This is a genomic window from Pseudonocardia asaccharolytica DSM 44247 = NBRC 16224 (assembly GCF_000423625.1).
Classification (GTDB): domain Bacteria; phylum Actinomycetota; class Actinomycetes; order Mycobacteriales; family Pseudonocardiaceae; genus Pseudonocardia; species Pseudonocardia asaccharolytica.
This window is the reverse complement of record NZ_AUII01000001.1, coordinates 399853-423543: the sequence shown is the minus strand read 5'-3', so window position 1 is coordinate 423543 and position 23691 is coordinate 399853. Positions and strand designations below refer to the sequence as shown.

The window sequence follows — 23691 nt, the reverse complement described above, 5'->3', positions numbered from 1 at the left end:
AACGGAGGTCGGATGAAACGCGACGTCTTCGATCCCGAGCACATGCGCGGAATGGTGCCGGGGTTCCACTCGGCGGTGCGGCAGGACGGGGTCGTGTTCATCGCCGGACAGGTCGGCCTCGATCGGGACCTGAAGGTGGTGGAAGGAGGGCTGGCGCAACAGACCCGACAGGCCCTGGGGAACCTGCGCGAGGTGTTGGAACTGGCGGCGGTAGGGCCGAGCGACCTCACCCAGATGATGATCTTCTACAAGCACACGGAGGACCTGGTGATCGCCGACGCGCTCACCGACTTCGTCGCGGCGAAGAACGAGGTGCTGCCGGGCTCCGGACCCGTTGGTTTCGCCTGTTCCGTGCACGGCCTGCTTTTTCCGGAGCTGCTTGTCGAGGTCCAGGCCATCGCCATGGCCTCCTAACAGAAACCGCTGCCCGCTCCGCTAAGCACCACTGCGGTGGCACCGGGACGACTCCTTCGGTCTGAAAAGGAGAATATCCGGATCCGGCGATGGATTAGATACGATCAGTTCCTGGTAGGAGCCCCTCCCCTCCGCTCCTACCAGGCCAGAGAGGCCGATCTCCCTGCTGCACGAGTACTCGCCTCGTACACCGAGTCCGTTCTCGATCCCCGCATCTCGAACGCCTCTGAGAACGTGTTTGAGAGGTGATCGTGAGGTCGTCGTCTGGCGGGGTACGCGCTGGGTATGCGAGACCGGTTCTACCCCTCGGACCTGACCGATGAGCAGTGGGCGCTGATCGAGCCGCTGCTGCCGCCTCCGCACTGGGACGGCCGCAAGGAGAAGTGGCCCCGACGGGAGATCGTGGACGCGATCGCCTATGTCAACCGCACCGGCTGTGCGTGGCGGCAGCTCCCCGGGACTTCCCGCCCTGGCAGACGGTCTACTGGCACTTCGCCCGCTGGGAAGCCCAGGGCGTCACCCGGCAGGTCCTGGACATCCTGCGGCGGCGGCTGCGCCGGGCCGAAGGCCGCGCGCCCGAGCCGTCGGCGGCGGTGCTGGACACCCAAAGCGTCAAGGGCGCCGACACCGTGGGCCGCGAGTCCCGCGGCTACGACGCACACAAGAAGATCAACGGGCGCAAAAGGTTCGTGCTCACCGACACGCTCGGGCTGCTGCTGGCGGTGATGGTCCGCCCGGCCAGCGTGCAGGACCGGGCCGGGGCCACCACGATGCTGCTGGGGCTGTACCTGACCTCGCCGGCCCGGGTGGTGTTCGCCGATCAGGGGTTCGCCGGCCGGCTGGTGGCCTGGGCGCGGCGGCTGCTGGGCGTCAGCGTGCACATCGTCGGTAAACCCGCTGGCCAGCGGGGTTTCCAAGTGCACCCCAAGCGGTGGGTGGTCGAGCGGACGCTGGGCTGGCTGTTGGCGCACCGGCGGCTGGCCCGTGACTATGAGCGGCACCCGGAGATCTCCGAGGCGATGATCCGCTGGGCCGCGATCGACCTCCTGGTCCGCCGCCTGGCCCGCGGCCAGCCCGCGCAGCGCCCCGGACGCCGTCCACTGGAATACGTTCGGTGAACCACAGGATCACCTCTCAAACACGTTCTGAGTGAAAGCGCAAAACTCCCGGTGGCCTCATGTCAGGCGCCGTTGGCCTACGTGTCCACGCGCTTCCCCTCGCCATCTGTCCCGGAATTATCGGACGCACGGTCGCGTACCTGAACTGCACCCTCAGTGGCAACAGCTATTGTCTGTGCCGCGGCGCGTACTGCACAGTGCAGGAGCCGCAGACGCCGTGTTCGCAGCCGACGTGGGTGCCGGTGAGCCGGAGTTCGTGGCGCAGGAAGTCGGAGAGCAGCATTCTAGAGTCCACGACGCGTTCGATGTCGACGCCGTTGACCACGGTGTCAATCCGACGGGTTGTCATGGTGGATCAACTCCAGATGCCCGCGTGTGTGCGGTGAGCAGGCTTTCGGTGACCAGTGCCTCGAGGAGGTCGCGGCGGTGGTCGCCGCTGGCGTGCAGGTCGGGGTTGGGCGCGCGGGCGCCACGGCCCGGGCCGCCGCGTCGGGGCCGGGCAGCGCGATGGACGCCTGGGTGCACCGCCCGTCTTCTCTGGATGAACGCCGTAGGCGCCCGGGGGCTGCCAGCCCGTCGCTCCCCAGGACGGTTTGCAGCCCCCGGGCGTGCCGGAGGTCCGGCCTCGTGCAACTCCAGCCCATCCCACGAGACCAGGGCTGGGTCATCGCGCCGACGCGCCGCGTGCACCCCCCATGCCCGCGAACGGTGGCTGCGTATGACGCCAGCCGCGCTTCTCCGGCAGGGACCAGAATCGACGAGGCGATGCCCATCCGGCAGGGCCGAACGGCCCATGCTGATGGCCCTCGTGACCCCGGATCGCGGAGCAACGCCCCGGTGCTAATCCGCGTCCACCCTCGCGGAGGCCGCATATGTGCCCTCCGCGACGAATCCCACGGTCTGGCCCGGCCGCAGCTCGCGCACCTCGTCCCCGCAGCCGACCCGGATCGGGCGGCCGGTGCCGGGTCCAGCGGACACCTGCACCCGGCGCCCGCACACCTCGACGGTCAGCGGCTGTCCCCGGTACTCCATGGCGAACGTGAGCCGGCCGTAGCGGTCCGGCCAATGCGGGTTGAACCAGAGCGCATCCTGGCGGGTCTCCACCCCGGCGAAGCAGCGCTGCAGCAGGTCCACGCTGCCGGCCATGGCGCCCAGGTGCACCCCCTCGGCGGTGGTGCCGCCCTGGATGTCGGCGATGTCGCTGTTCAACACCCGGTCGAAATGCTCCATCGCCTGCTCCCGATGCGCCCGCGCCAGCACCCAGGCGTGCACCAGCGCGCTCAGCGTGGACCCGTGGCAGGTGCGGGCCAGGTAGTAGTCGATCGTGCGCGGGATGGCCTCCGGGGGCAGCTCGTAGCCCAGCCGCCCCAGCAGTTCGCGCAGCTCGTCGGCGGACATCAGGTAGAAGAGCATGAGCACGTCGGCCTGTTTGGAGACCTGGTAGTCGTCCACCGACCGGCCCTCGGCCTCGAGGATGCGGTCGAGCCGCTGGATATCGCCGTAGCGGCGGCGGTAGTCGTCCCAGTCCAGCTCGGGTAGCTCCCGGTAGCCCTCGAACTGGGAGATGATCCCGTCCGGGGCGATCGGCACATACATCCGGCGGCTGAGCTCCTGCCACCGCAGCCGCTCCGCCCGCGAGAGCCCCAGGCCTTCCTCCAGCTCGATGCGCCGGGTGGGCGGCAGCGCGGCGAGTACCTCCTCGGCCCGCAGCATCAGCCACACCACCATCACGTTGGTGTAGGCGTTGTCGTCGATGCCCGGCTCGGCCGCCCCGGGATAGCGGGTGCTGTACTCGTCGGGGCCCATCACGCCCCAGATGCGGTAGCGGTCGATCGCCGGGTCGTAGCTCGCGAGCCCGGCCCAGAACCGGGCGATCTCCAGGATCGTCTCCGCGCCGTGGGTGGCGAGGAACTCCATGTCACCGGTGGACTGGTAGTACTGCCAGATGCTGTAGGCCACGGCGAGGCCGACGTGGCGCTGCAGATGGCTCGTGTCCGGCAGCCACCGGCCCGACCGCGGGTTGAGATGCACCTGCTGGGTCTCCTCGCGGCCGTCGCTGCCGGACTGCCACGGGTACATCGCCCCGGTATGCCCGGCCAGCCGCGCGGCCCACCGCGCCGCGTCCAGCCGCCGCGTCCGGTACCGCAACAACGCGCGCGGCAACTCGGGCAGGCGCAGGGTCAGCACCGGAAACACGAACAGTTCGTCCCAGAACACGTGGCCGCGGTAGGCCTCGCCGTGCAACCCGCGCGCCGGGATCCCGGCGTCGAGATCCACGTTGTGCGACGACACCGACGCCAGGAGATGGAAGACGTTCAGCCGCAGCGTGCGCAGCGTCTCGACGGTCCCGGGGCCGCGGCCGTCGGTGAGTTCGAACCGGAACCGCCGCCACAGCTGGTGCCAGGCCAGCGCGTGGCTTTCCAGCAGCTCGTCGAAGCCGGGCGCGTCGGCGAGCAGGTCCACGGCCGCGGCTGCCGGCTCGGAGACGGCGACGTCGCGCGAGGTCACCAGCGCGACCACCTTCTCGATCGCCACCGCCTCCCCGGCGCGCAGCTCCAGATCCAGCTCGTGGGCGATCCGGTCGGCCTCGCTTCGCAACCGGCGCGGCGGCTCCTCCGGCACCTCGTCGCGCCACACCCGCGTGCGCGCCGCCGCCGCGAAGCGCAGCCGCGACTGGGTGGTGCGGGCGACCAGCAGCAGCGTGCCCGGGTCCGGCTGCTCCGTGGAGACGATCTCGAGGTGCCGGCTCGACATGCCCTGGTAGCGCCGGACGCCGGAGTTGGTCACCGAACCGTCGATCCCGGACGCGACGCACAGCCGTCCGGACCAGTCCTCGGCCGTGATCACGGTGTGCAACCCGGCCAGGTGCGGCCGGGCCATGTGCACGAACCGGCGCTGGTGCACCGAGGTCCGCCGGCCGGCCCCGTCGACGAACCGCGTCGTGCGGCTCAGCAACCCGCGGCGCAGGTCCAGCTCCAGCCGGTGCTCGAGCACACCGACCCCGGACAGCTCGATCCATTCCCCGTCCCCGACGGCGAACCGCAGGTCCAGCCAGTTGGGCAGGTTCACCAGGCTCTCGTTCTCGACGCACCGCCCGGCGATCTCGTCCCGCAGCCGGTTGTAGCAGCCGGCCGCGTAGGTGCCCGGATAGTGCACGCCGTCGGCGGCCGACTCCGGGGCGGCGCCCCGGGTCGCGAACCGTCCGTTGCCGAGGGTGCACAACGCCTCCCGCCGGCCCTCGTCGGCGGGATCCCACCCGTCGAACACGAGCGTCCACGCGTCCGTCATCGGTCACCTCCGTCGCCCGACGGTAGGCGGCCGCCACCGCCGCCGGGCACGGTCGAAGGACGGTGCCGGAGGGACCAAGGTCCCGGCCCAGCTGAGCGACTGGTCCCGCACGGAGGGTCCGGTGGCCGCTGGTCACCCCGTTCCGGCATGTCGACACGGGCACACGTACCGACGTCAGCACCTGGGCGGCTCAAGAAGAAGCGTCCGGCCTGGGAAGCGATGGTGCGCCCGCTCCGTGGCTGTGGGTGGCCTGACAGGAGGGTGCCACGCTGACCTCATCAGCTACGGAAGTTGGCGTCATCGACAACAGTCGTTCCGGCCTTCATCCCGTAGGTGGCTGCGGGGCCCAGAGTGGCACCAGGCCCCGGATAGCTGGGACCCATGACGCTGCCGGTGACATTTCCGGCGGCGTAGAGACCCGGGATCGGAGCGCCTCCGAAATCGAGTACCCGACCGCAGCGGTCGATGCGCGGTCCACCTTTCGTTCCGAGGGCGCCGATATGGAGTTCGATCCCGTAATACGGGCCGCGACCGAGCGGACGGAGAGTCGGATTCACGCCGACGACCGGATCGCCGGCGTAACGATCGTAAAGGTCGCTTCCACGGCCGAAAGCCAAGTCCACACCGCGTCCGGCATGCATATTGAATTCCCGAATCTGACAATTCAGGCCCACCGCATCAATACCGAGCCTCGCTGCGAGCACGTCGATGGAACCGGATTCGTGCATCCACCGAGGCGTGGGATCTGCCGGCGTAATTCCGGCGACGGAATAAGACTCACGATACCTGGCGTCGAAGATCAGAAAGCACGGCAGGTTCGGATACTCACACCCAAGTGGGTCGAACGCCGCCATCGCCCTCGCGATGTCGTTGTAGTTCATGCTTTCGCGAACGAACCGACGACCCCGACGGTTCACCATCAGGCTGCCCGGCTTTGAGCGCTCGCCCGTGATGAACCGATTCAACGGGCCATCCTCGTACGACTCTCCGTCGATGTGAATAGCCGGCGTCCACCACGCCTCGCCCATGTTCGCCAGCGCCGCCCCGGCGCGCATGACCATACGCAAGCCATCTCCGGTGTTGGACGGCGAACTGACCGGCATCGTGAGCGGTACGCTCAGGAAGGTGTCAACGAGTTCCTGGTTCCATTCGAAGCCGCCACTGGCAAGGACGACGCCACATCGCGCACCGATCTTCGAGCGATGTGCGTCGTGCTCGATCCACACGCCGCGCGTTCGCCCGTTGTCGAACCAGAGGTCGACCACCGGCGATGCAGTCTGCACATGCACACCGTTCCTGAGGCAGGCGAACAACAGCCCACCGACCAAAGCCCGCCCGAAACTGACGAAGGTTCTTCTTGGCGTTGGTTTCTCGACGTCGGGGAGGTCCTCCTTCCATCCGGACGGGCTGCGCCGAATCAGCTCGAAGGCTTGGGCGAGCGGGGACGGGTCCCACTCTTTCGGCTGGACACCCCGCCCGAGCCTGCCGCCGAGACTCTCGGGCAGGTAGTCAGGATGATCAGACCGTGATACGAATTCGAGGCTGGTGTTGGCCTCCAGGAACTCCAGCATTCCCGCTGCGCTGTCGATGTAGTCCGACAGCACCGGGATCGGCACCCGCCCCATCGTGACCCGCTCCAGGTAGCGGAGGCCTTCGGCGCCGGTATCAGCCAGACCGGCTGACACCATGTGGCGGTTCGCGGGAATCCACAACACTCCACCGGACATCGCGCTGGTGCCGCCGATATAGGCCGACTTTTCCATGACGGCGACTTCGGCGCCCTTGAGGCTCGCCGCCAGTGCAGCGGTCAGCCCAGCCACGCCGGAGCCGACCACGAGAACGTCCACCTCACGCATAGATATTTCTCCCGAGTCGAGAACAAATATCATTCGAGCGAGACTTCGACACTCTCACTCTCCGCGCACCCGACACCTCCGATGATGTATCGACAATCGAAGCCGAGTGGGCAGGTCAACTCATTTGCTCATACTGATCTCATCGAGATGAGGAAACCCGTCAATCCACGTCCGCACACCGGAAACCACCCTCGAGTGTGCGACGATCTGATTCGCGCTGTACACGGGGATGACACCGAGTGGTTGAGCGACGACGTTTTGGGCGATCTCCCGATAAAGTGCCATACGGGCGTCGACACTCGGCTCGTGTTTCGCCTTCTCGATAAGCCCGGACACCTCGTCAGAGCTCACATTACCGGGGTTGTAGTACTGTCCCGGAAGGTAGAACTGTCGGTACAGCAGGCTTGGCTCCAGGCCGCTGCGGGTCGAAAAGATCGCGGCGTCGACGCTCTTCTTCTGAAAATACTCGGTCGCTGAGCCAAATGCGGGCAGCGCACGGAGTGTGAGCGTGATGCCGACCTCCGCCAGCTGGGACTGGATGGCCTGCGCCACCCGATCCATCTTCGGTGAATAAACGACCGCCTCGAACGAGAATCCGTTGGGCAGACCCGCGTCCGCGAGAAGTCTTCTGGCTCGCGTCGGGTCATGCTGGGGCTGCCCGTCGAGGGCGTCGTCGTACGCCGAGTGCCCCTTGGGGAAACTCTGCGCCGTAGGCCGGGCTTCCCCGAACATGACGCCGTTCACGATCTCGTTCCGATCGAGCGCGTAGCTGATCGCCTTTCGCACATTGGGATCGGCCAACGCGGGATCGAAGCTCGGGTTCAACCAGATATAGGCGGACTCCAGGCTGGGGCCGGCGTCCACCCGCAGCTCCGACAGCTGCCGGGCGTCCTCTGCCTGCTCTGCCTCCAGGGAGGCAAGATCCACCTCGCCGGATCGCAACGCGTTGAGTCGCGCCGTCGGGTCGGGGATCACTCGGATCTCGGCGCCACCGACCTTGATGCGGTTCGCGTCCCAGAACGAGGAGTTCTTCGTGAGGGTGATGGACACACTCGGCTGCTGCGCAACGACGGTGAATGGTCCGCTACCGATCGGAGTTTCTGCCGCATCCAGTTGGGCGAAGGTCCTCGGGTTGGCGATCATCCCTGGCCGGTCGGCCAACAACATCGGTAGCGCAAAGTCCGGATTGTGCTGGCTTATCCGAACCGTCACCGCATCCGTGACCTCCACGGACTCGATGTTGGCGAGATTGGCCGCGATGGTGGATGTCGGCAGGTCCCTTGCCCTATCCAGGTTCTGCTTGACGACCTCGGCGTCCAGCGCTGTGCCGTCCGAGAAGCGCAGACCGTGCCGAAGGCTGAGGAGCAGAGTCCGTCCGCTGTTCTCGAAGGTCCATGACTCCGCCGCTCCGGGGGCCGGTTCCCCCTCCGGAGTGCTGTGGACCAGCCGGTCGTAGACGAGGCCGAGAAGCTGTGTCTCCGGCCCACCGATGCTGCGCGCGGGATCCCATGTGGTCAAAGCGAGGTGGTTTGCCACCCTGATGACCGCGTTCGGGTCGGGCGGGCCGTTCGGACCCGCGCCGGACGGGTTCCCGCATGCCGTGGCGGCGATCAGTGAGAGGGCCGTCAGGAGAGTGGCCACCCGAAGTCTCATCGGGGCTGCCTTTCGTTCGTCTCATCGGTGAGGTCGATTCCGGCCGAGGTGACGGAAATGTGCTGCGGTGGCGCTGCCGGCTCGTCGGGATGGAGGTGGCAGGCGACGGATCCGCCGCCGCTCACGGGCCGCGCCGATGGAGCCTCGGTGCGGCAGATCTGCATGACCCGCGGACAGCGAGTCTGGAAGGCGCATCCCTTCGGCAGGCTCGCCGGGTCCGGCAGTTCGCCCTCGAGACGGTTCTTGCGCTTGCGCCGCTGTGTCGCGGGGTTAGGCGTCGGCAAGGCATCCAATAACGCGCGCGTGTACGGGTGCGCTGGAGCCTCGAAGATCCGCGTGCTGGGGCCCTCCTCGACCGCACGACCCAGGTACATGACGAGCACCCGGTCGGCGATATGTCTGACCACCGCCAGGTCATGCGAGATGAACAGGTACGCCATGCCCAGCCGCTCACGCAGGTCCGCCAGCAGGTTGATGATCTGGTTCTGTGTCGAGACGTCCAGTGCGCTGACGGCCTCGTCGCACACCAGGATGCTCGGCTCCATCGCGATGGCCCGAGCGATGGCGATCCGCTGCCGCTGCCCGCCGGAGAACTCATGCGGATAGCGGTTCATCTGCTGTGGGCCGAGTCCGACCAGTGAGAGCAACTCGGCTACCCGGCGATCGCGCTCTCCCCCGCGCAGCCCGCCGTGGATCTCCAGTGGTTCGCCGATGCTGTCCGCGATCACCATGGACGGGTCGAGCGAGGAGTACGGGTCCTGGAAGACCATCTGAATCTTGCGCCGACGCATCCGGAACTGCCGTTCCGACAGCGTCGAGACATCCTCGCCGTCCATCCAGATCGTGCCTTCGGACGGCTTCTCGAGGCGAAGTATCGCTCGCGCGGTGGTCGACTTGCCGGAACCGGATTCACCGACGATGCCCAGCACCTCGTGCGGCCGTAGCTCGAAACTCAAATGCTGGACGGCCTGCAACCGCGCGGCCCGCCGGAACAGGCCGCCGCGAAGCGGGAACTCGACCGAGAGGTTTGAGACGGAGAGGACAACGTTGCCGTTCATGTTGCTCCCTGCAGTGGCAGGCCGGGACGGATGCAGCGCGTCACACCCGTATCACCGGTCGAGAAGAGTGCCGGGGGCACTTCGGTGCACGCGGCGATGCGGTACGGGCAGCGGGGAGAAAATGCGCATCCCGTCGGTCTCATCGTCGCCTGCGGCGGCCGCCCCGGGATCAGGGGTAAGCGACCTTCCCGGACGACGAGCGTGGGCATCGCCCGCAGCAGACCTTCGGTGTAGGGATGCCTCGGCCGTTCGAACAGGTCATCCGCGTCTGCCTGCTCCACGACCTGGCCGTGGTACATCACCGCGACGCGGTCGCAGATGTCGGCGACCACCCCCATGCTGTGGGTGATGAACAGCAGGGCCAGCCCCAGCTCATCGCGCATCTGCCGCAGCAGGTCGAGGATCTGCGCCTGAATCGTCACATCGAGTGCGGTCGTCGGCTCATCCGCGATCAGGACGTCGGGATCGCAGGCGAGCGACATCGCAATCATCGCGCGTTGCCGCATCCCGCCGGAGAATTCGTGCGGATAGCTGTTCACTCTGCTCGCGGCCGAGGGGACGCCCACGAGATCCAGCACCTCCACTGCCCTTCGCCGGGCCTCGGCCCTGGACACCGGTCGGTGTCGCCGCACGGCCTCGACGATCTGCTCGCCGATCTTCATGCTGGGGTTCAGCGATGTCATCGGCTCCTGGAAGATCATGGCGATTCGGTCGCCGCGGAGTTGGTCGAGCTGGCGGCGACCCGCACCCACGAGCTCCTGCCCGGTGAGGCGGATACTGCCATGTGCGATACGGGCCGAGTTCCTGGAGAGCAGGCCCATGACAGCGAGGCTGGTCATGGTCTTTCCAGACCCGGACTCACCGACGAGCCCAAGCGTCTCCCCCTTCCGCACCGAGAACGACACCTGCTCGACAACCGGCCGCCAAATACGATCGACGGGCACCTCCACCGTCAGGTCTTCCACAGCCAGCACCGGTGCCGACGTCTCGTTCATGGCTGGCTGTTCGACGCGTGACCCGTTCGTGATCATCGCTCACCCCTGTTCTCCCTGCCGAGCGAATCCCGAAGTCCGTCACCCAGCACGTTGAAGGCCAGCACCGTCACGGCGATCGCGAGACCGGGGAAGACGATGAGCGTCGGTGAGCGGCTGACGTAGCGGAACGCGGTGCCGAGCATGCTGCCCCAGCTCGCATCGGGCGGCTGGACACCCAGGCCGAGGAAGCTCAGACCCGCCTCGATCAGCATCGCCTGCCCAGCCATGATCGATCCGAAGACGATCACAGGGGCGAGCGCGTTGGGGAGGACATGGCGCACGATGATGCGCGCGGTCGGCGTTCCGATCGTCCGCGAAGCCTCGATATAGGTCTCCTCGCGGATGCCGAGCACGACACCGCGCACCAGCCGGACCACCCGGGGTGCTGTGATGATCCCGACCGCGAGCATTGCGTTCGTCAGGCCCGGTCCGATCGCACCGATGATGGCAATGGCCAGGATGATCGCTGGATAGCTCATCAGCGCATCGGTGAACAACATGATGATCCGGTCGACGCGACGGCCCAGGTATCCAGCGGCCAAGCCCGGCAGGACCCCGAGCAGTAGGGCGATCGCGGTGCCTTCGACGGCGGCGAGCAGGGATACCCGCGCGCCGAAGAGCAGGCGGCTCAGAACGTCACGCCCCAGTTCGTCGGTTCCCAGGAGGTTCTCCCCGCCGGGCGGCCGCAGCACCTTGCCAAGGTCCTGCGCCAGCGGGTCGACGGGCGCAAGCGCGGGCGCGAAGACGGCAGCAGCCGCTCCGAGCAGCAGGACGAGCAACGCGACGACGGCAACGCGGGAGCGCAGGAAACGTCGCAGGAACCGCCTCTTCGCGCTCACCGGAGGCGCTGCGGAGGTCTCCTCCGCGGCATCGACGTACGTCGCGTTCAGTCGCTCCCAGGCGGCGTCGCCACAGGTCGTGGCCGAGTCCGGGCTCGAGGTGGTGGTCGTGTGTGTCATACCGCGCGGACCTTCGGGTTGAGGAAGCCGTAAGCCAAGTCGGTGAGGAGATTGATGATCATCACGATCAGGGCCGCGACCAGGACGACGCCCTGCAGGACCGGAAGGTCCTTGTCATGAACCGCCTGGATCGCAAGGCTGCCCAGCCCGGGCATCCCAAAAATCTGCTCGACGATCACCGATCCACCCAGCAGGAGGGCAGCCTGGAAGCTGAGGACCGTGATGACCGGACCGGCGGCGTTCTTCAGGCCGTGCCGGATCAGCACCGCCCACTCCGCGACGCCCTTGGCTCGTGCGCTACGGATGTAGTCCTGCTCGAGCACGCCCAGCATCGCACTCCTGGTGTGCCGCGCCAGTTCAGCGGCCGGCGCGGCGGCCAGCGTCACCGCCGGCAGAGTGACATGTAGGAGCCACTCTCCGAAGTCTTCCGAGATCGGAGTGTAACCCCCGGCGGGGAAGACGCCCGCCTGCAATGCGAACACGATGATGAGCATCAGCCCCAGCCAGAAGCCCGGGATAGCGATGCCCGCGGTCACGGCAACGGTGATGGCCCGATCGATCCACGACCCTCGCGCAGCCGCGGCGAGAACTCCTGCCGGAATCCCAATGACAACGGCTACCAGAACGGCGAGGACGGACAACCACGCGGTTACGCCGAACCGGTCGAGGATCATCCCGGTCACGTCGGCCCCGGTGTAGAGGGACTGGCCGAGCTGCCCGCGGACTGCGTCCAGCAGCCACCCCAGGTACTGCTCGACCGCTGGACGGTCCAGTCCCAGGCTCTGCCGGATGTGCGCGATCTGCTCCGGGGTCGGATTGTCCCCGGCGAGGGTGGCCGCGGGATCTCCTGGAATCAGAAAGACCAGCCCGTACACACCGAGTGTGATGAGCAAGACCAGGGGAACCGATCGCAGGATTCGATTTACCAGGAGACCGGCCAAGGTGACTCCTCTCGGGTTGACTTGCCGGCACTGCCGACGTCTTTGCCGGATCGTGCTCCTATGCCCGATCCACTCGCCGGACCGGGATCTAGCACCGAATCGGCCTCGTGCCGAAACGTGGGAATAGCGTCAGTCGGCAGCCGGTTTGCTCATCGCGGTGATACAGGCCCGCAGTGTCTGCCGGAAATCAAGGACCTCGGACTCACTCACCTCGCTGAGCATCTGTTCCTCGATCTCGTCGATCTCGATCTCGCAGGAATCCAGAACGCTCGAGCCCTTGTTCGACAGCCGGATCTCAAGTACCTTCGCGTGTTTCGGGCTCGGTGCACGATTGATGAACCCCTTCGCCTCCAAGGCGTTGACGAGCTCGTTCGCTGCCTGAGCGCTCACGAAGGTCCCTCTGGCAAGCTGCGCCGACGAGATTCCCGGGTTTCGCTGCAGGATCGTGAGCGCAATGTACTGCGGCACCGTCAGCCCGACGTTTCGAGTGGCTCGCTCGATCTTGCCGCGAATCGCCATCTCCAGCTGCTTCACTAGATACATGGTCCGAGTTCTCGGGACCTTCCTGCGCTCAATCGACGAATCATCGTATTTCGTCATCGGCCCTCATAAGTAGGTGTCAATTTCGACACGGCGCTTCACCGACCCACGCCGACTCCGTCGAATGTTGTCATGCCGACCAGGGGGACACGCAGACCTGCCACCTTGTCCGATGTCGCCCAGCCGAACTGCGGGCTGTACAGGAAGAGCAGGCTCAACGGCTCTTCAGAAACCTGGTTCGCGATCGAACGATGCAGGGAGGCGCGCTTTTCCTGATCCTGCTCACCACCCTGCTCCTTCATCAGCGACACCACGGCATCGCTGGTCACAGCACCGGGGTTGCTGGCGCTGGGCAGGAAGTACTGCGCGAACGTCGACCCGGGGTCCGCCTTGGCCACGATCCGGAACGCCAGAGCATCCGCGGCCTTCTCGACCCAGAATCTGGTGATCCCGTTGTTCCCGGTGACGACCTCGATCCCGATCTTGACCCCAACTGCGGCCAGCTGGGACTGAACAGCCTGCAGGTCGACCTGGGAGTCCACACCGGCCAGGACGGTGAACTCGAAACCGTCCGGGTAACCGGCCTCAGTCAGCAGTTGCCTGGCCTTCTCCGGATCGTAGGGGTAACGACCCTCGGCTTCCTGGCTGTGGGCGGCATGACCCTCTGGGTAGAGCTGGAACGCCGGCGTCCCCTTCCCGAAGATCACGCCGTTGATGATCCCCTGGCGGTCGATCGCGTAGTTGAGCGCCTGCCGAACCCGGCTGTCCTTGAGGGCGGGGACCCGATCTGGGTTGAGCTGGACGACCTTCGCTCCCGCGACACCGCCCGAGACCACCCCGACATCGCCCATGTCGGTCACCTGGGAGATCTGATCGGTGTCGAGGTAGACGATGTCGGCCTGCCCCGACCGCAACGCATTGACCCGGGCGGCTGGATCGGACACGAAGCGCAGCTCGATCCCGGCCGCCTGAACCGCCCCCGGATTCCAGTACTTCTCGAATCGCTGGAACGTGGCCGCGATGTTGGGGTTGTGCGCCACCATCTGATACATGCCCGAGCCCGCGGCGTTCACGCCGAGCGAGGGATCGTCGAACGCCTTGGGGCTGATCAGCGCGCCAGCGCGCCCGGTCAGGGCGCCGAGCAGGCTTACCTCGGAGGTGCCGGTCCGCAGGACAACAGTGGACGTCCCCTCGGTCTCCACTGCGGTCACGCTGGCCAGGTCTCCTCGTACCACCGACTCAGGCAGGGTGCGCGCCCGGTCGAGATTGGCCTTCACCGCTGCGGCGTCGAGTGGCGTGCCGTCGTGGAAGCTGAGTCCTTCCCGGATGTGCAGGCTCAGCCCCGACGGGCTGAGCTCCCATCGGTCGGCCGCCCCTGGAATGACCTTTCCTTCGCGGTCCAGGTGCAGCAGGCGGTCGTACGCGAGGAACAGCATGGTTTCGTCGATCGTGGCGGGCGATCTGTGCGGGTCCCAGGTCGGGCTGTCCCGGAAGTAGATCATCCGGATCTCGGCGTTGCGATCGATGACCGCGTCGCCGCCCTGGCCGGCTTGTCCGGCCCGGTTACCCGAGCACCCCGACAGCAGCAGGGCTAGACCTGCCACCAAGACGAGGATCTTCTTCATCGCCGTTCTTCCTTTCCGGTGTACGCCGTCGGGCACCGAGGCGGGACTTATCTCGGGATGCCGCCGAGATCTCGCAAATCGAAGCCGGCTCGGTCCAGCTGATCGAGCGACAAGAGTCGCGTAACGGACATGGTCTTGCGGGCCACGATATGGTCGCGAGGCGAGTTGACGGATTCGACACCACGCAGCAGACCATCGCGGAAACAAAAAGCGGAGAACTTTCCCTCGTCGACGCTTCCGGTGAGCCGCACGTTGTCGCAACCGCCGGTCAGCCCCACCATCTGGACCTTCGTGCCGAACTGCTCGCTCCAGAACCACGGCATCGCGTGGTAGGGCGCCGGCCTCCCCACGATCTTTTTCGCGACCGACCTTGCCTGATCGAGCGCGTTCTGGACCGATTCGATACGCACCGAGCCGGCTCCATCGGGGCTCGGAAACCGCGCGCAATCACCAACGGCCGATATGCACGGATCCTTCGTCGACAATTCGGAGTCGACCACGATCCCACCGGCCACGTCCAGTCCCGCGGTGGTGGCGAGTTCCTCGTTCGGGGACACGCCGATCCCCACCACCACCAGGTCGGCCGGAACGACCGAGCCGTCGGTCGTCTCGACCGCTGCCACCCGACCGCTGCCGTCGTCGACGATCCGTCCGACCTGGACTCCGCAGCGAACGTTCACACCACGGTCGGCATGCACGCCTGCGACATGCGCTGCGACCGGGGCTGATACCGCACGCTCCAGCAGACGATCCTGTACCTCGATCACGGAGACGTGCTTGCCCAGGGTGCGCGCGGCCGCCGCGATCTCGAGCCCGAGGAATCCGCCGCCGACGATGACCACTCTGCTGGCGGTCAGCAGGCTGCTCCTCAGCCGCCTTGCGTCGCGGAGGCTCCGCAACGTCAACACGCCATCCAGCCCGGCGCCCTCGATGTCTGGCCGCTTCGGAGTGCACCCAACCGCGAGCACCAGGTGTTCGTAGGGAACACCGGTACCTCCGGCGAGCAAGACCGTGCGAGATTTCCGGTCGATTCCATCCGCCTGCCGACCGGCCAGTAGCGTGATTCCCTGGGACGAGTAGAACTCACGCGGGCGAAACACGATCTGACTGATGCTCTGGTCACCGCTGAGAAAGGTCTTCGACAGCGGCGGCTTCTGGTACGGCAGGTCCGGTTCCGAATCGATCACGACCACGGGCTTCCGATATCCGGCCTCCCGCAAAGAGAACGCGACCTGTGTTCCCGCATGCCCGGCGCCGACGACGACGGTTCCCCGCTCGGTGCTCATGTACCGGTCCCGAGTAGCGGTCGACGCCGGTTCTTCACACAATCCAGCATCTTGTCCTCGCGGGTGTCGTCCGGATTCAGATCGGTGATTGCCGACACTGTTACTCCTCGTCATTTCTCACCGAATCCGATCGCGGGGCGCACGCGCCCTACGGCTCCACCACAGCGAGGGCTCGTGTCGGGCAATGCATGGCAGCCATCCGCACGTTGGCTTCCTCGGACGCGGGAACGTCGGGCATCAGCACCGTCCCCCGGTCGGTCCCCTCGTCGTAGTCGAAGACATTGGGCGCGGCGACGACGCATGCCCCATTACCGCGGCACAGTTCCTGATCGATGCGCACATGCATCCGGATCAGCCCTCGGCCCGCGACTGCAGCCGGTGGTAGCCGGTCTGTTCCCGTGCTTCGCGCAAGCGAGCACCCGCCCCGACGAGCTTGCGGATCTGTTGCTCAGCATCGCGGATCTCCTCGGCGCTGGCGAGCACCGTCGTGACCTCGCCGGCCGGTACCACCACGACGCCGTCGGCGTCGCCGATCAGGTAGTCACTGGGAACGACGCGAACGCCGCCGATCGATACCGGGGCCTGGTAGGCCTCGACCTGGACCCGGTCCTTCCCGGTGCGCATCCAGCGGCCCCGGCTGAACACCGGATAGCCGAGGTCCACACATACCGAGCTGTCCCGGCACACCCCGTCGATCACTGTGCCGGCCACGCCCCGCACGCTCGCGACGCTGGTGAGCAGGTCTCCCCAGACCGTCGCGTCGGTGCGGCCCTGGTTGTCGAGGACGACAACCGTGCCGGGGCCGAGGTCGTCGATGAAATCACCCACGTCGCCCGGAGGTGAGCCGGCCGGGCCGTAGCGCACGGTGAACGCCTGGCCGGCGAAGTGCATGGCGCGGTCCACCGGAAACAACCCGTGGCACTGTCCCGCGACCCCGTGCCGGTCGAGGGCGTCGCTGAGCTCACTCGTATCGAGCGCACGCAACCGGTCCAGAATCTCCCGCTCACTCAGCTGACTCACCGGTCCTCCAGTAGTTCCTCGTAGTGGGCGCCCATCACCTGGGACACCGGCTCACCCGCATACAACCGCCGGACCATGGCCGACTCGTGGGCGGCGATCTCTCCCGCCACCCGCAGCACGTCGACGGCCGCCACCCGCTGCACGAACACCACGCCGCTGCGGTCCGCGATCACCAGATCACCTGGCGACACGGCGATGTCGGCGAAGCGGATGGGCTCATTCCAGCTGTGCTCCACAACGCGACCACGGGCAGTGCGCGGTACGGCCCGCCGCGCGTAGACCGGGAAGCTCAGCCGCACCGCGTCGTCGACGTCCCGGACCGCGCCGTCGACCAGTACGCCTTCGACACCGCGCAGGTGAGCAGCGAGGCTGAGTACCCCGCCCCAACCCGCGACCTCGGTTCGCCCGCCGTTGGCCACGACTATCACGTCACCCGGCCCGCTCGCCTCGACCGCGGCCGTTCCGAGGTGCCTGGCCGGGGTCGACGGTGGCTGACCGCTCGGCGCGGGCGGGCCGGCGTCGGGCGGGCCGAGCTCGACGGTCACGACCCGGCCGCTGATCCGGGATCCCCCGCTGAGTCCGTGGACCCCGAGCACCGCGCCGGGGCAGTCCAGACGGTCGAGCGCGTCGGACACGGTCGGGGTGTCCAGCGTCGCCAGGCGCTGCATGATCTCGTCGATGGTCATGACCACAGCCCGAACGCCAGGCCGATGCCGGTGCCGCCGAGGGTGCGTACCGCCGGGATGTAGTCGATCCATCGCGCCGTCAGATGCTCGGACGCACCCGCGACCGTCACCCAGTTCCTGATCTCCGAGGTGCCGGAGCGGAGCTTGCGTTGGGGGATGCTGCGCAGGAAGGCCGCGTCGTGTGCCCGCATGGCCTCGAGGACACGCTGATCGAGGTCGTGGTCGACCACGAAATGGCTCAGACCGCCCGATGCCACGACGCCGACGCGACGCTGCCCCGGAAGGGATTCCACGGCCTTGCGCAGGGCCTGCCCGAGTTCGTAGCACCGCGCGGCGGTCGGTTGGTTGGGCGGGAAGTACGTGTTCAGCATGATCGGTACTGCCGGAATGTCGGCCCCACTGAGCAGGCGTCCGAGGACCCAGCCGTAGGCATGCCCGAAACCGGTTCCCGTCGGCTCGGCATTCGTCGAGGCGACGTCGAACTCCTGCTCGATCAGGCTTTCGATCAGGAACCGGCCTGCCGCCGCGTCCGCGCGATAGACGGCGCCGTCGTTGCCGAGGCGGCGCTGGATCTCGGCCGGGATCGGCCGCCCGTGATTGTCGGCGTCCGGGTCCTCCATCGTCATCATCTCGCCGTAGAACACGCTGATCGCCGGAAGGTTGCTGAAATCGAACAGCTCTTCCTGGTCGTCGCCGACGATGATCACGAGATCGAGGTCGAGCGCGCGCAGGTCCGCACTCAGCCGCTCGATCGACGCCTGCGCCCGCGCATAGCGCTCGTTCCAGATCTCGGGGACGATGTCGGACGAGAACCTTTCGCCCGCCCGTGCCTCCAGTTCGGCATACGGCACCAGGGCGCCCTCGGTGTCATGCAACTGGTCGTAGGTCTTGTCCTGCTCGGCGCGCAGTTTCCACATCATCGCCGGTTCCTGCGCCAGCATTGGGCTGTGCGAGCTCCCCGCCACAGCAACGATTTCTGACATTTTCACTCCTGAGTCAGATCCTGCGGTAAACCGTGCGCGCGTTTCCTTCGAAGAGATCGTTCCGCTGTTGCTGGGTGAGGAACTCGATCGCCTCCACCACCGGCTTGAGGTCGTCTAGATGTCCACCGCTGCCGGGGCGCTCGGTGCCGAACAGGACCCGGTCGTGCCCAACCACCTTGATCAGCAGCTCCAGCGCTTCCTGGGTGTACAGGCAGGTGTCGAACCACAGGTCACGCAGCCGGTCGAGGTACGGTCTGTCCCCGGGCCGTGCATCCCTCGCGTAGTGCGCGGTCCATCTGCCCAGCTGGTACGGGATCGAGCCGCCGCCGTGGGGGATGATCAGCTTCAGATCTGGGAACCTGCCCAGCACATCGGCCTCGATCAACGAACCGATGGCCAGGCTCTCCTCGCTGATGAAATGCTCGCTGTAGTTCTCCCGGCCGAAGCAGCCCGCGCTGTGCACCAGCGCGGGAACGTCCGATGCGGAGAGCTTCTCGTAGAGCGGGTACCAGTATGGGTCGCCGAGCGTGGGTGTGGTGCCGCGCCCCTCGCTCGGGTCGGGGTTGAGCAGGACCCCGACGAACCCCATGTCGAGGCAGCGCTCCAGTTCCTCGAAGACGGATTCGATCGGCTCACCGTCGGCCTGCGGGAGTCCGGCGAGCCCACGGAAACGGTCCGGATGCTGCTTCACCTCGAAGGCCACCGCGTCGTTGTTGTGGCTCACCCACCAGTGGACGATCTCCTTGGGGCGTGCCGAGTGCTTGAGCACGAACGGGCGGGGGGAGACCAGCTGGACATCGGTGCCCACCGCGTCGAGCAGACGGACGTGCTCGTCGGCCGCCGCGCGGTGGGCGGCCTCGTCGATCTCCAGGTGGCGTCGCCCGTGGTGCCTTCCGGCGCCCTCGAGGTAGGTCCACGATCCGTAGAACGAGGGAGGGGCGACGAGGTGGCCGTGGCTGTCGATGATCACTGTCGTTCCTCTAGGACGGCGTTGAACTGGACTTGGATGAGCATTGGCCGCCGTAGCGGGGCGAGAACCGTGTGTCTGGTCGGCCGGGAGCGCGGATCGGGAAAGGTCTTCACCCACACGGGGTCGACCACCCGTCGCACCGATTCGTCGGCGATGAACACCGTCGCCGCGACCACGTCGTCAAGACCGCTGCCGGCTGCCTCGAGGATGAGCCGGACGTTGTGGAAGACCTGCTCGGCCTGGTCCTCCGCGGTACCGGCGATCTCCCCGGTGTTCGGGTCCATCCCGTGCACCGCACTCGACTGCAGGAACCGATCGACGACCGCCGCGATCGGGAACGGTGCCCCGCCGTGATGCAGCCCGGGCACCTCGATCGTCCGCCGCTTCATGACGTCGAGACCTGGGTCGGAATGCTGGTGTAGCCGTGGAACGCCGGGGTCCGCAGACGCTGGGCCGGTCCGACGTCCACCGAGTAGTCCCCGAGGACCGGAAGCGACTCCTCGAGCAGGACCCGCGCCTCCAGGCGGGCCAGCGGTGACCCGAGACAGAAGTGCGGTCCCATCCCGAAACCGAGGTGCCGGCTGTCCAGCGGGCGCCCCACCCAGAACCGGTCCGGCTCCGGGTAGGCCCGTTCATCCCGGTTCGCCGATCCATAGCACAGGCCCACGCGCGCGCCCTCGGGAATCACCCTGCCGTGCACCTCGATGGGGACGAGGGTGGTCCGGCCGAAGATATGCGCGGCGGCGTCATAGCGCAGCGATTCTTCGAACGCTGCCGCGGCGAGACTCGGGTCCTCGCGGATCTCTCGCCGGGCATCTGGGTTCTTGGCCAGCGCGACGAACATGTTGCCCAGCGCGTGCACGGTCGAGGCGTATCCCGCGGCCATGATCGTCCCGGCGGTCACCACCACCTCGTGCTGATCCAGCCGCCGCCCTTCGACCTCGGCCTGCACCAGTCCGCTGATGACATCGTCCAGCGGTTCGCGGGTCCGTTGCTCGACCAGGCCGGCCAGGTAGTCGAAGACCGGCTGCAGACCGGCGGTCGGCTGGTCCGGCACCACGGTGAAACTCTCATCGACCATCCTGGAGACCCGGGGAAGATCTTCCTCGGGCACGCCGAGGATCAGTGCCACCAGGCTCGAGGTCAGGTCCGTGGCGAAATCCCCGACGAAGTCGAACCGGTCACGGCCCGCGAGCCGGCTCAGCAGATCCTTGGTCCGCGTCCGCACGACCGGCTCCATCGCGGCCACCCGCCGGGGGGTGAACGCCTTCATCACCAGGCGCCGGAGGCGATCGTGCTTGGGCGGGTCGGTCGCGCCGAGGGTGTTCCCCATCCGTTCGGGGATATCGCGCGGGAACGCGTTGCCTTTCGCGTTCGACCAGGTGCGCGTGTCGGTGGTGGCGGACAGCACCGTGTCGTACCGGGTCACCAACCACACGCCGAGATCCTCGACGTAGAAGGCTGGTGCCTCGTTCCGGAGAAGCCGGTAGGTCGGCCAGGGGTCGTCCAGGAATTCCGGATCGAACAGATCGAACTGAGGCATTGAAATTCACACCTTCAGAAGCTGGTAGATGTCGAGCGTGCTTTCTCCGGCACGCAGGCGGGCCAGCACCTCGTTCTCCTTCGCGGTGCGCTCTCCGGCCGCCTCGATCGTGCGGTGCAGGTCGGCGGCGGGCACGACAACTACCCCATCGGTGTCACCGAGCACGAAATCGCCACGCCGGACGACAACGTCGCCGATGCGCACCGGTTCGCCCAGCGCTCCCCTGCCGGCCGGATCCTTGATCGTTCCGCGGATGCACACCACGCCCGCGAAGACCGGAAACGCCACGTCCCGCAGCGCAGCGACGTCCCGGACGCCCCCCGTGATGACGAGGCCGGCAAGGTCTCGGGCGGCGGCCGCGACCGAGAGGATCTCCCCCCAGTACCCGAACTCGGGTTGCTCCGGCACGGCCACCACGAGCACCTCGCCCGGCTGCGCAGCGTAGACAGCCCGGTGCAACCACAGGTTGTCCCCGACCGGGGACCGCACCGGGAAGGCCGGTCCGGCGAGTTCGAACCCCTCGCACACAGGCTTGACGGCGGCCGGCAGAGCGCCTTGACGCCCCATGGCCTCATGGAGGGTGGCCGAACCTGCCCGCAGGGCATCACTGACTACAGACAACCGACGGTCTCCTGACTTCCCTGTCCGATCGACCTACTCCAGCCCGGCGTGAGGTCGTGGCACCCGCACCGCCGTCTTCCGGGCGGCTGCGGAGGCGGCGGGCCGCTCTCGATCGACCGCGAGGCGGCGCACGCAAGCATGGGCACGAGTGGCATCTATGTCAAGAGCCTTGATACAGTGCGGCGAGGAGCGGCAGCCACCCGCGCTCGTCGCACCCTGCGACGGCACGCCGGACACCGTGAGCCAGGGTCTGTATCAAGAACCTTGACATTTGGCCCGGGCCCACCTAGCTTCTGGACCGCATATGAACGGACACCGAGGCCACAACGATGTTCGGCATCAGCGTCATTTCATTACCCACTCGTCCACGCGTTCGTCGAGGTGCGTCATGCAAGTTATGAGTCGCTATAATGCGATTCCAGCACGATGCTGCAGATTCATTTTCAGTTCGCGCCGGAGCACGGCCTCGTGAAGGAAAGCGTGGCAGTTCTCCTCAGCGGTGTGGCGGCGCAGGTACCTGCCGCGATTGCTGTCGTACAGGGCGACCGGTCCCGCACCTATGCCGAACTCGATGAGCGCTCCGCCCGCCTCGCAGCCGGCCTTTCCTCCGTGGGAGTGCGCAATGGTTCACGCGTGGCCATCGTGCTGCACAACTGCATTGAATACCTCGAGGTGGTCCTCGCGCTGGGTAAGCTCGGCGCGCTCGCGGTAAACGTCAACTACCGCTACCGCGCGTCCGAACTGACCGACCTGCTCGAAGGCGCTCGCATCGACGCGATGATCGTGAATCCCGCGCGCACACCGCAGGCCGTTGAGATCTCAGCATCCCTGTCGTCTCGGCCCGTCCTGATCGGGCTCGATCCAGATGCCGGCCAGATCGGGGCCGGCATGCTGGACTACGAACGCTTCCTCGCCGCGCACGCCCCGATCACCGACCTCGGCCTGAGTGTGACGGACCGCTTCCTCCTGTTCACCGGCGGAACGACGGGTCGGCCGAGGGGTGTCTTGCGCGACCAGATCAACCTCTTCGGCACCTGCGCGACGAGCGCCTTCCTCGGGCTGGAGCTCGATCCCCCGGAAACGGCGGCCGAGCTCTACCGGATCGTCGACAGTGTCAATGCCGCCAAGCGTGCCCCGGTCGCGATCCCCGCGTCACCGCTCATGCACGGGACCGGGCTCTTCCACAGCCTCGGCGTGCTGCTCGTCGGGGGCACGGTCGTGCTCACCGCGGGAGCGTCGTTCCAGGCGAGCGAGATCTGGCAGTTAGTCGAACGGCATCGCGTCACGGAGCTGGCCATCGTCGGCAACGTATTCGCCAAACCGCTGGTGGAGGAACTCCAGCGGGCCGCCGAGGCCGGTCAGCCGTACGACCTATCGAGCCTTCGCAGGATCTCCAGCTCCGGCCTGGTCTGGTCGGCCAACCTCAAGGACCAGCTGCTGTCGCGGGCCGATGTCCGGCTTGTGGACGTCCTGGCCTCCACCGAGGGAGGCCCGTACGCGGTCTCCGTCAGCAGCCGGGAGGCCCGACCCGAGACCGCGACGTTCCAGCTGGTGCCCGGCGCTGGCGTGCTGACACTCGATGGCCGGCTCCTGCGAGCCGGTCAGCGTGGAACCGGGCTGCTGTGCGCCGAGGTCCCCGGCTTCGCGTGCTATCTCGACGACCCCGAACGGACCGCGCACGTCTACCGCACCATCGACGAGCGCACCATGGTCGTGCCCGGCGACGTCGCTGAGCTGCACGAGGACGGCTCGGTGCGCTTGTTGGGCCGCGGCAGCGAGGTCATCAACACCGGCGGCGAGAAGGTCTTCGCCGAGGAGATCGAGCAGGCCCTCTGCCGGGAGCCGCGGATCAAGGACGCCGTGGTGATCGGCGCCGACGACGAGCGATGGGGACAATGCATCGCCGCCATCGTCAGCCTGGAGCCGGACGCCTCCATGACCGACGCCGAGGTAGTCGAGGCCGTCGCGGCGCAGCTCGCCGACTACAAGAAGCCCCGCGTGGTGGTGTTCGTACCCGAGATCGAACGAACTCCTGCTGGTAAAGCCAATCTGGTCTGGGCGAAGAAGATCATCGAAGCCGCATGACCACACCCGCA

Annotated in this window: 21 protein-coding genes and 1 pseudogene; 3 read left to right on the top strand and 19 right to left on the bottom strand. The window is 67.1% G+C overall.

Going from position 1 to position 23691, the window contains the following annotated elements; genetic code table 11:
* Positions 1-12 precede the first annotated feature (12 nt).
* Positions 13-414, top strand: a complete 402-nt coding sequence (locus G567_RS31685) for a RidA family protein (protein ID WP_051232064.1) — start codon at positions 13-15, stop codon at positions 412-414.
* A 285-nt stretch (positions 415-699) separates the two neighbouring features.
* A protein-coding gene (locus G567_RS26285) for an IS5 family transposase (RefSeq protein ID WP_245585499.1) occupies positions 700-1532 on the top strand; the annotation gives its coding sequence in 2 pieces (ribosomal slippage) (positions 700-862 and positions 862-1532; 834 coding nt in all).
* 193 nt (positions 1533-1725) lie between these two features.
* On the opposite strand, the pseudogene G567_RS0101980 reads toward G567_RS26285, so the two are convergent.
* From G567_RS0101980 to G567_RS0101890, 19 genes and pseudogenes are all read right to left on the bottom strand, one after another.
* Positions 1726-1881, bottom strand: a pseudogene (locus G567_RS0101980) (2Fe-2S iron-sulfur cluster-binding protein); the annotation flags it as partial.
* A gap of 491 nt (positions 1882-2372) precedes the next feature.
* Positions 2373-4820: a glycoside hydrolase family 65 protein gene (locus tag G567_RS26280; protein WP_051232062.1), complete on the bottom strand. Its 2448-nt coding sequence runs from the start codon at positions 4818-4820 to the stop codon at positions 2373-2375.
* Between the two features lie 278 nt (positions 4821-5098).
* Positions 5099-6676 carry an FAD-dependent oxidoreductase gene (locus G567_RS26275; RefSeq protein WP_051232060.1) on the bottom strand — a complete coding sequence of 526 codons (1578 nt, stop codon included), beginning with the start codon at positions 6674-6676 and terminating at the stop codon, positions 5099-5101.
* Between the two features lie 120 nt (positions 6677-6796).
* Positions 6797-8317, bottom strand: a complete 1521-nt coding sequence (locus G567_RS0101965; protein WP_028928640.1) for an ABC transporter substrate-binding protein — start codon at positions 8315-8317, stop codon at positions 6797-6799.
* A gap of 8 nt (positions 8318-8325) precedes the next feature.
* Positions 8326-9387 (bottom strand): ABC transporter ATP-binding protein, encoded by a 1062-nt coding sequence (locus G567_RS26270; protein ID WP_084795691.1) that lies wholly within the window; start codon positions 9385-9387, stop codon positions 8326-8328.
* Positions 9384-10418: an ABC transporter ATP-binding protein gene (locus tag G567_RS0101955; protein WP_245585498.1), complete on the bottom strand. Its 1035-nt coding sequence runs from the start codon at positions 10416-10418 to the stop codon at positions 9384-9386. The genes G567_RS26270 and G567_RS0101955 overlap by 4 nt, the downstream gene beginning before the upstream one ends.
* Positions 10415-11260: an ABC transporter permease gene (locus G567_RS0101950; RefSeq protein ID WP_261763823.1), complete on the bottom strand. Its 846-nt coding sequence runs from the start codon at positions 11258-11260 to the stop codon at positions 10415-10417. The genes G567_RS0101955 and G567_RS0101950 overlap by 4 nt, the downstream gene beginning before the upstream one ends.
* A 116-nt stretch (positions 11261-11376) precedes the next feature.
* Positions 11377-12321 (bottom strand): ABC transporter permease, encoded by a 945-nt coding sequence (locus tag G567_RS0101945; protein WP_028928637.1) that lies wholly within the window; start codon positions 12319-12321, stop codon positions 11377-11379.
* A gap of 129 nt (positions 12322-12450) precedes the next feature.
* The gene (locus tag G567_RS26265) at positions 12451-12855 is read right to left on the bottom strand and encodes a MarR family winged helix-turn-helix transcriptional regulator (RefSeq protein WP_051232056.1); all 405 of its coding nucleotides are present in this window, start codon (positions 12853-12855) and stop codon (positions 12451-12453) included.
* A gap of 104 nt (positions 12856-12959) precedes the next feature.
* Positions 12960-14486: an ABC transporter substrate-binding protein gene (locus G567_RS0101935; protein WP_028928636.1), complete on the bottom strand. Its 1527-nt coding sequence runs from the start codon at positions 14484-14486 to the stop codon at positions 12960-12962.
* Positions 14487-14533: 47 nt separating this feature from the next.
* Positions 14534-15772: an NAD(P)/FAD-dependent oxidoreductase gene (locus tag G567_RS0101930; RefSeq protein WP_028928635.1), complete on the bottom strand. Its 1239-nt coding sequence runs from the start codon at positions 15770-15772 to the stop codon at positions 14534-14536.
* A gap of 148 nt (positions 15773-15920) precedes the next feature.
* Positions 15921-16118, bottom strand: coding sequence for a ferredoxin (locus G567_RS0101925; RefSeq protein ID WP_028928634.1), 198 nt, complete (start codon positions 16116-16118; stop codon positions 15921-15923).
* Between the two features lie 5 nt (positions 16119-16123).
* The gene (locus tag G567_RS0101920; RefSeq protein ID WP_037055291.1) at positions 16124-16792 is read right to left on the bottom strand and encodes an RraA family protein; all 669 of its coding nucleotides are present in this window, start codon (positions 16790-16792) and stop codon (positions 16124-16126) included.
* Positions 16789-17478, bottom strand: a complete 690-nt coding sequence (locus G567_RS0101915) for an RraA family protein (protein ID WP_028928632.1) — start codon at positions 17476-17478, stop codon at positions 16789-16791. The genes G567_RS0101920 and G567_RS0101915 overlap by 4 nt, the downstream gene beginning before the upstream one ends.
* Positions 17475-18419, bottom strand: a complete 945-nt coding sequence (locus G567_RS0101910) for a DODA-type extradiol aromatic ring-opening family dioxygenase (protein WP_051232054.1) — start codon at positions 18417-18419, stop codon at positions 17475-17477. The genes G567_RS0101915 and G567_RS0101910 overlap by 4 nt, the downstream gene beginning before the upstream one ends.
* A 55-nt stretch (positions 18420-18474) precedes the next feature.
* On the bottom strand, positions 18475-19431 hold the full coding sequence (locus G567_RS0101905) for an amidohydrolase family protein (protein ID WP_028928630.1): 957 nt from the start codon (positions 19429-19431) through the stop codon (positions 18475-18477).
* Entirely contained in the window at positions 19428-19820 is a 393-nt protein-coding gene (locus tag G567_RS0101900) for a RidA family protein (protein WP_028928629.1), read from the bottom strand. The genes G567_RS0101905 and G567_RS0101900 overlap by 4 nt, the downstream gene beginning before the upstream one ends.
* A complete protein-coding gene (locus G567_RS0101895; protein ID WP_028928628.1) occupies positions 19817-20974 on the bottom strand; it encodes a cytochrome P450 in 1158 nt (385 codons plus the stop codon). The genes G567_RS0101900 and G567_RS0101895 overlap by 4 nt, the downstream gene beginning before the upstream one ends.
* Positions 20975-20980: 6 nt before the next feature.
* On the bottom strand, positions 20981-21595 hold the full coding sequence (locus G567_RS0101890) for an RraA family protein (protein WP_028928627.1): 615 nt from the start codon (positions 21593-21595) through the stop codon (positions 20981-20983).
* Positions 21596-22021: 426 nt separating this feature from the next.
* Between G567_RS0101890 and G567_RS26260 the strand changes: the two genes are divergently transcribed.
* Entirely contained in the window at positions 22022-23680 is a 1659-nt protein-coding gene (locus G567_RS26260; RefSeq protein WP_084795684.1) for an AMP-binding protein, read from the top strand.
* The last annotated feature ends 11 nt before the right edge of the window (positions 23681-23691 follow it).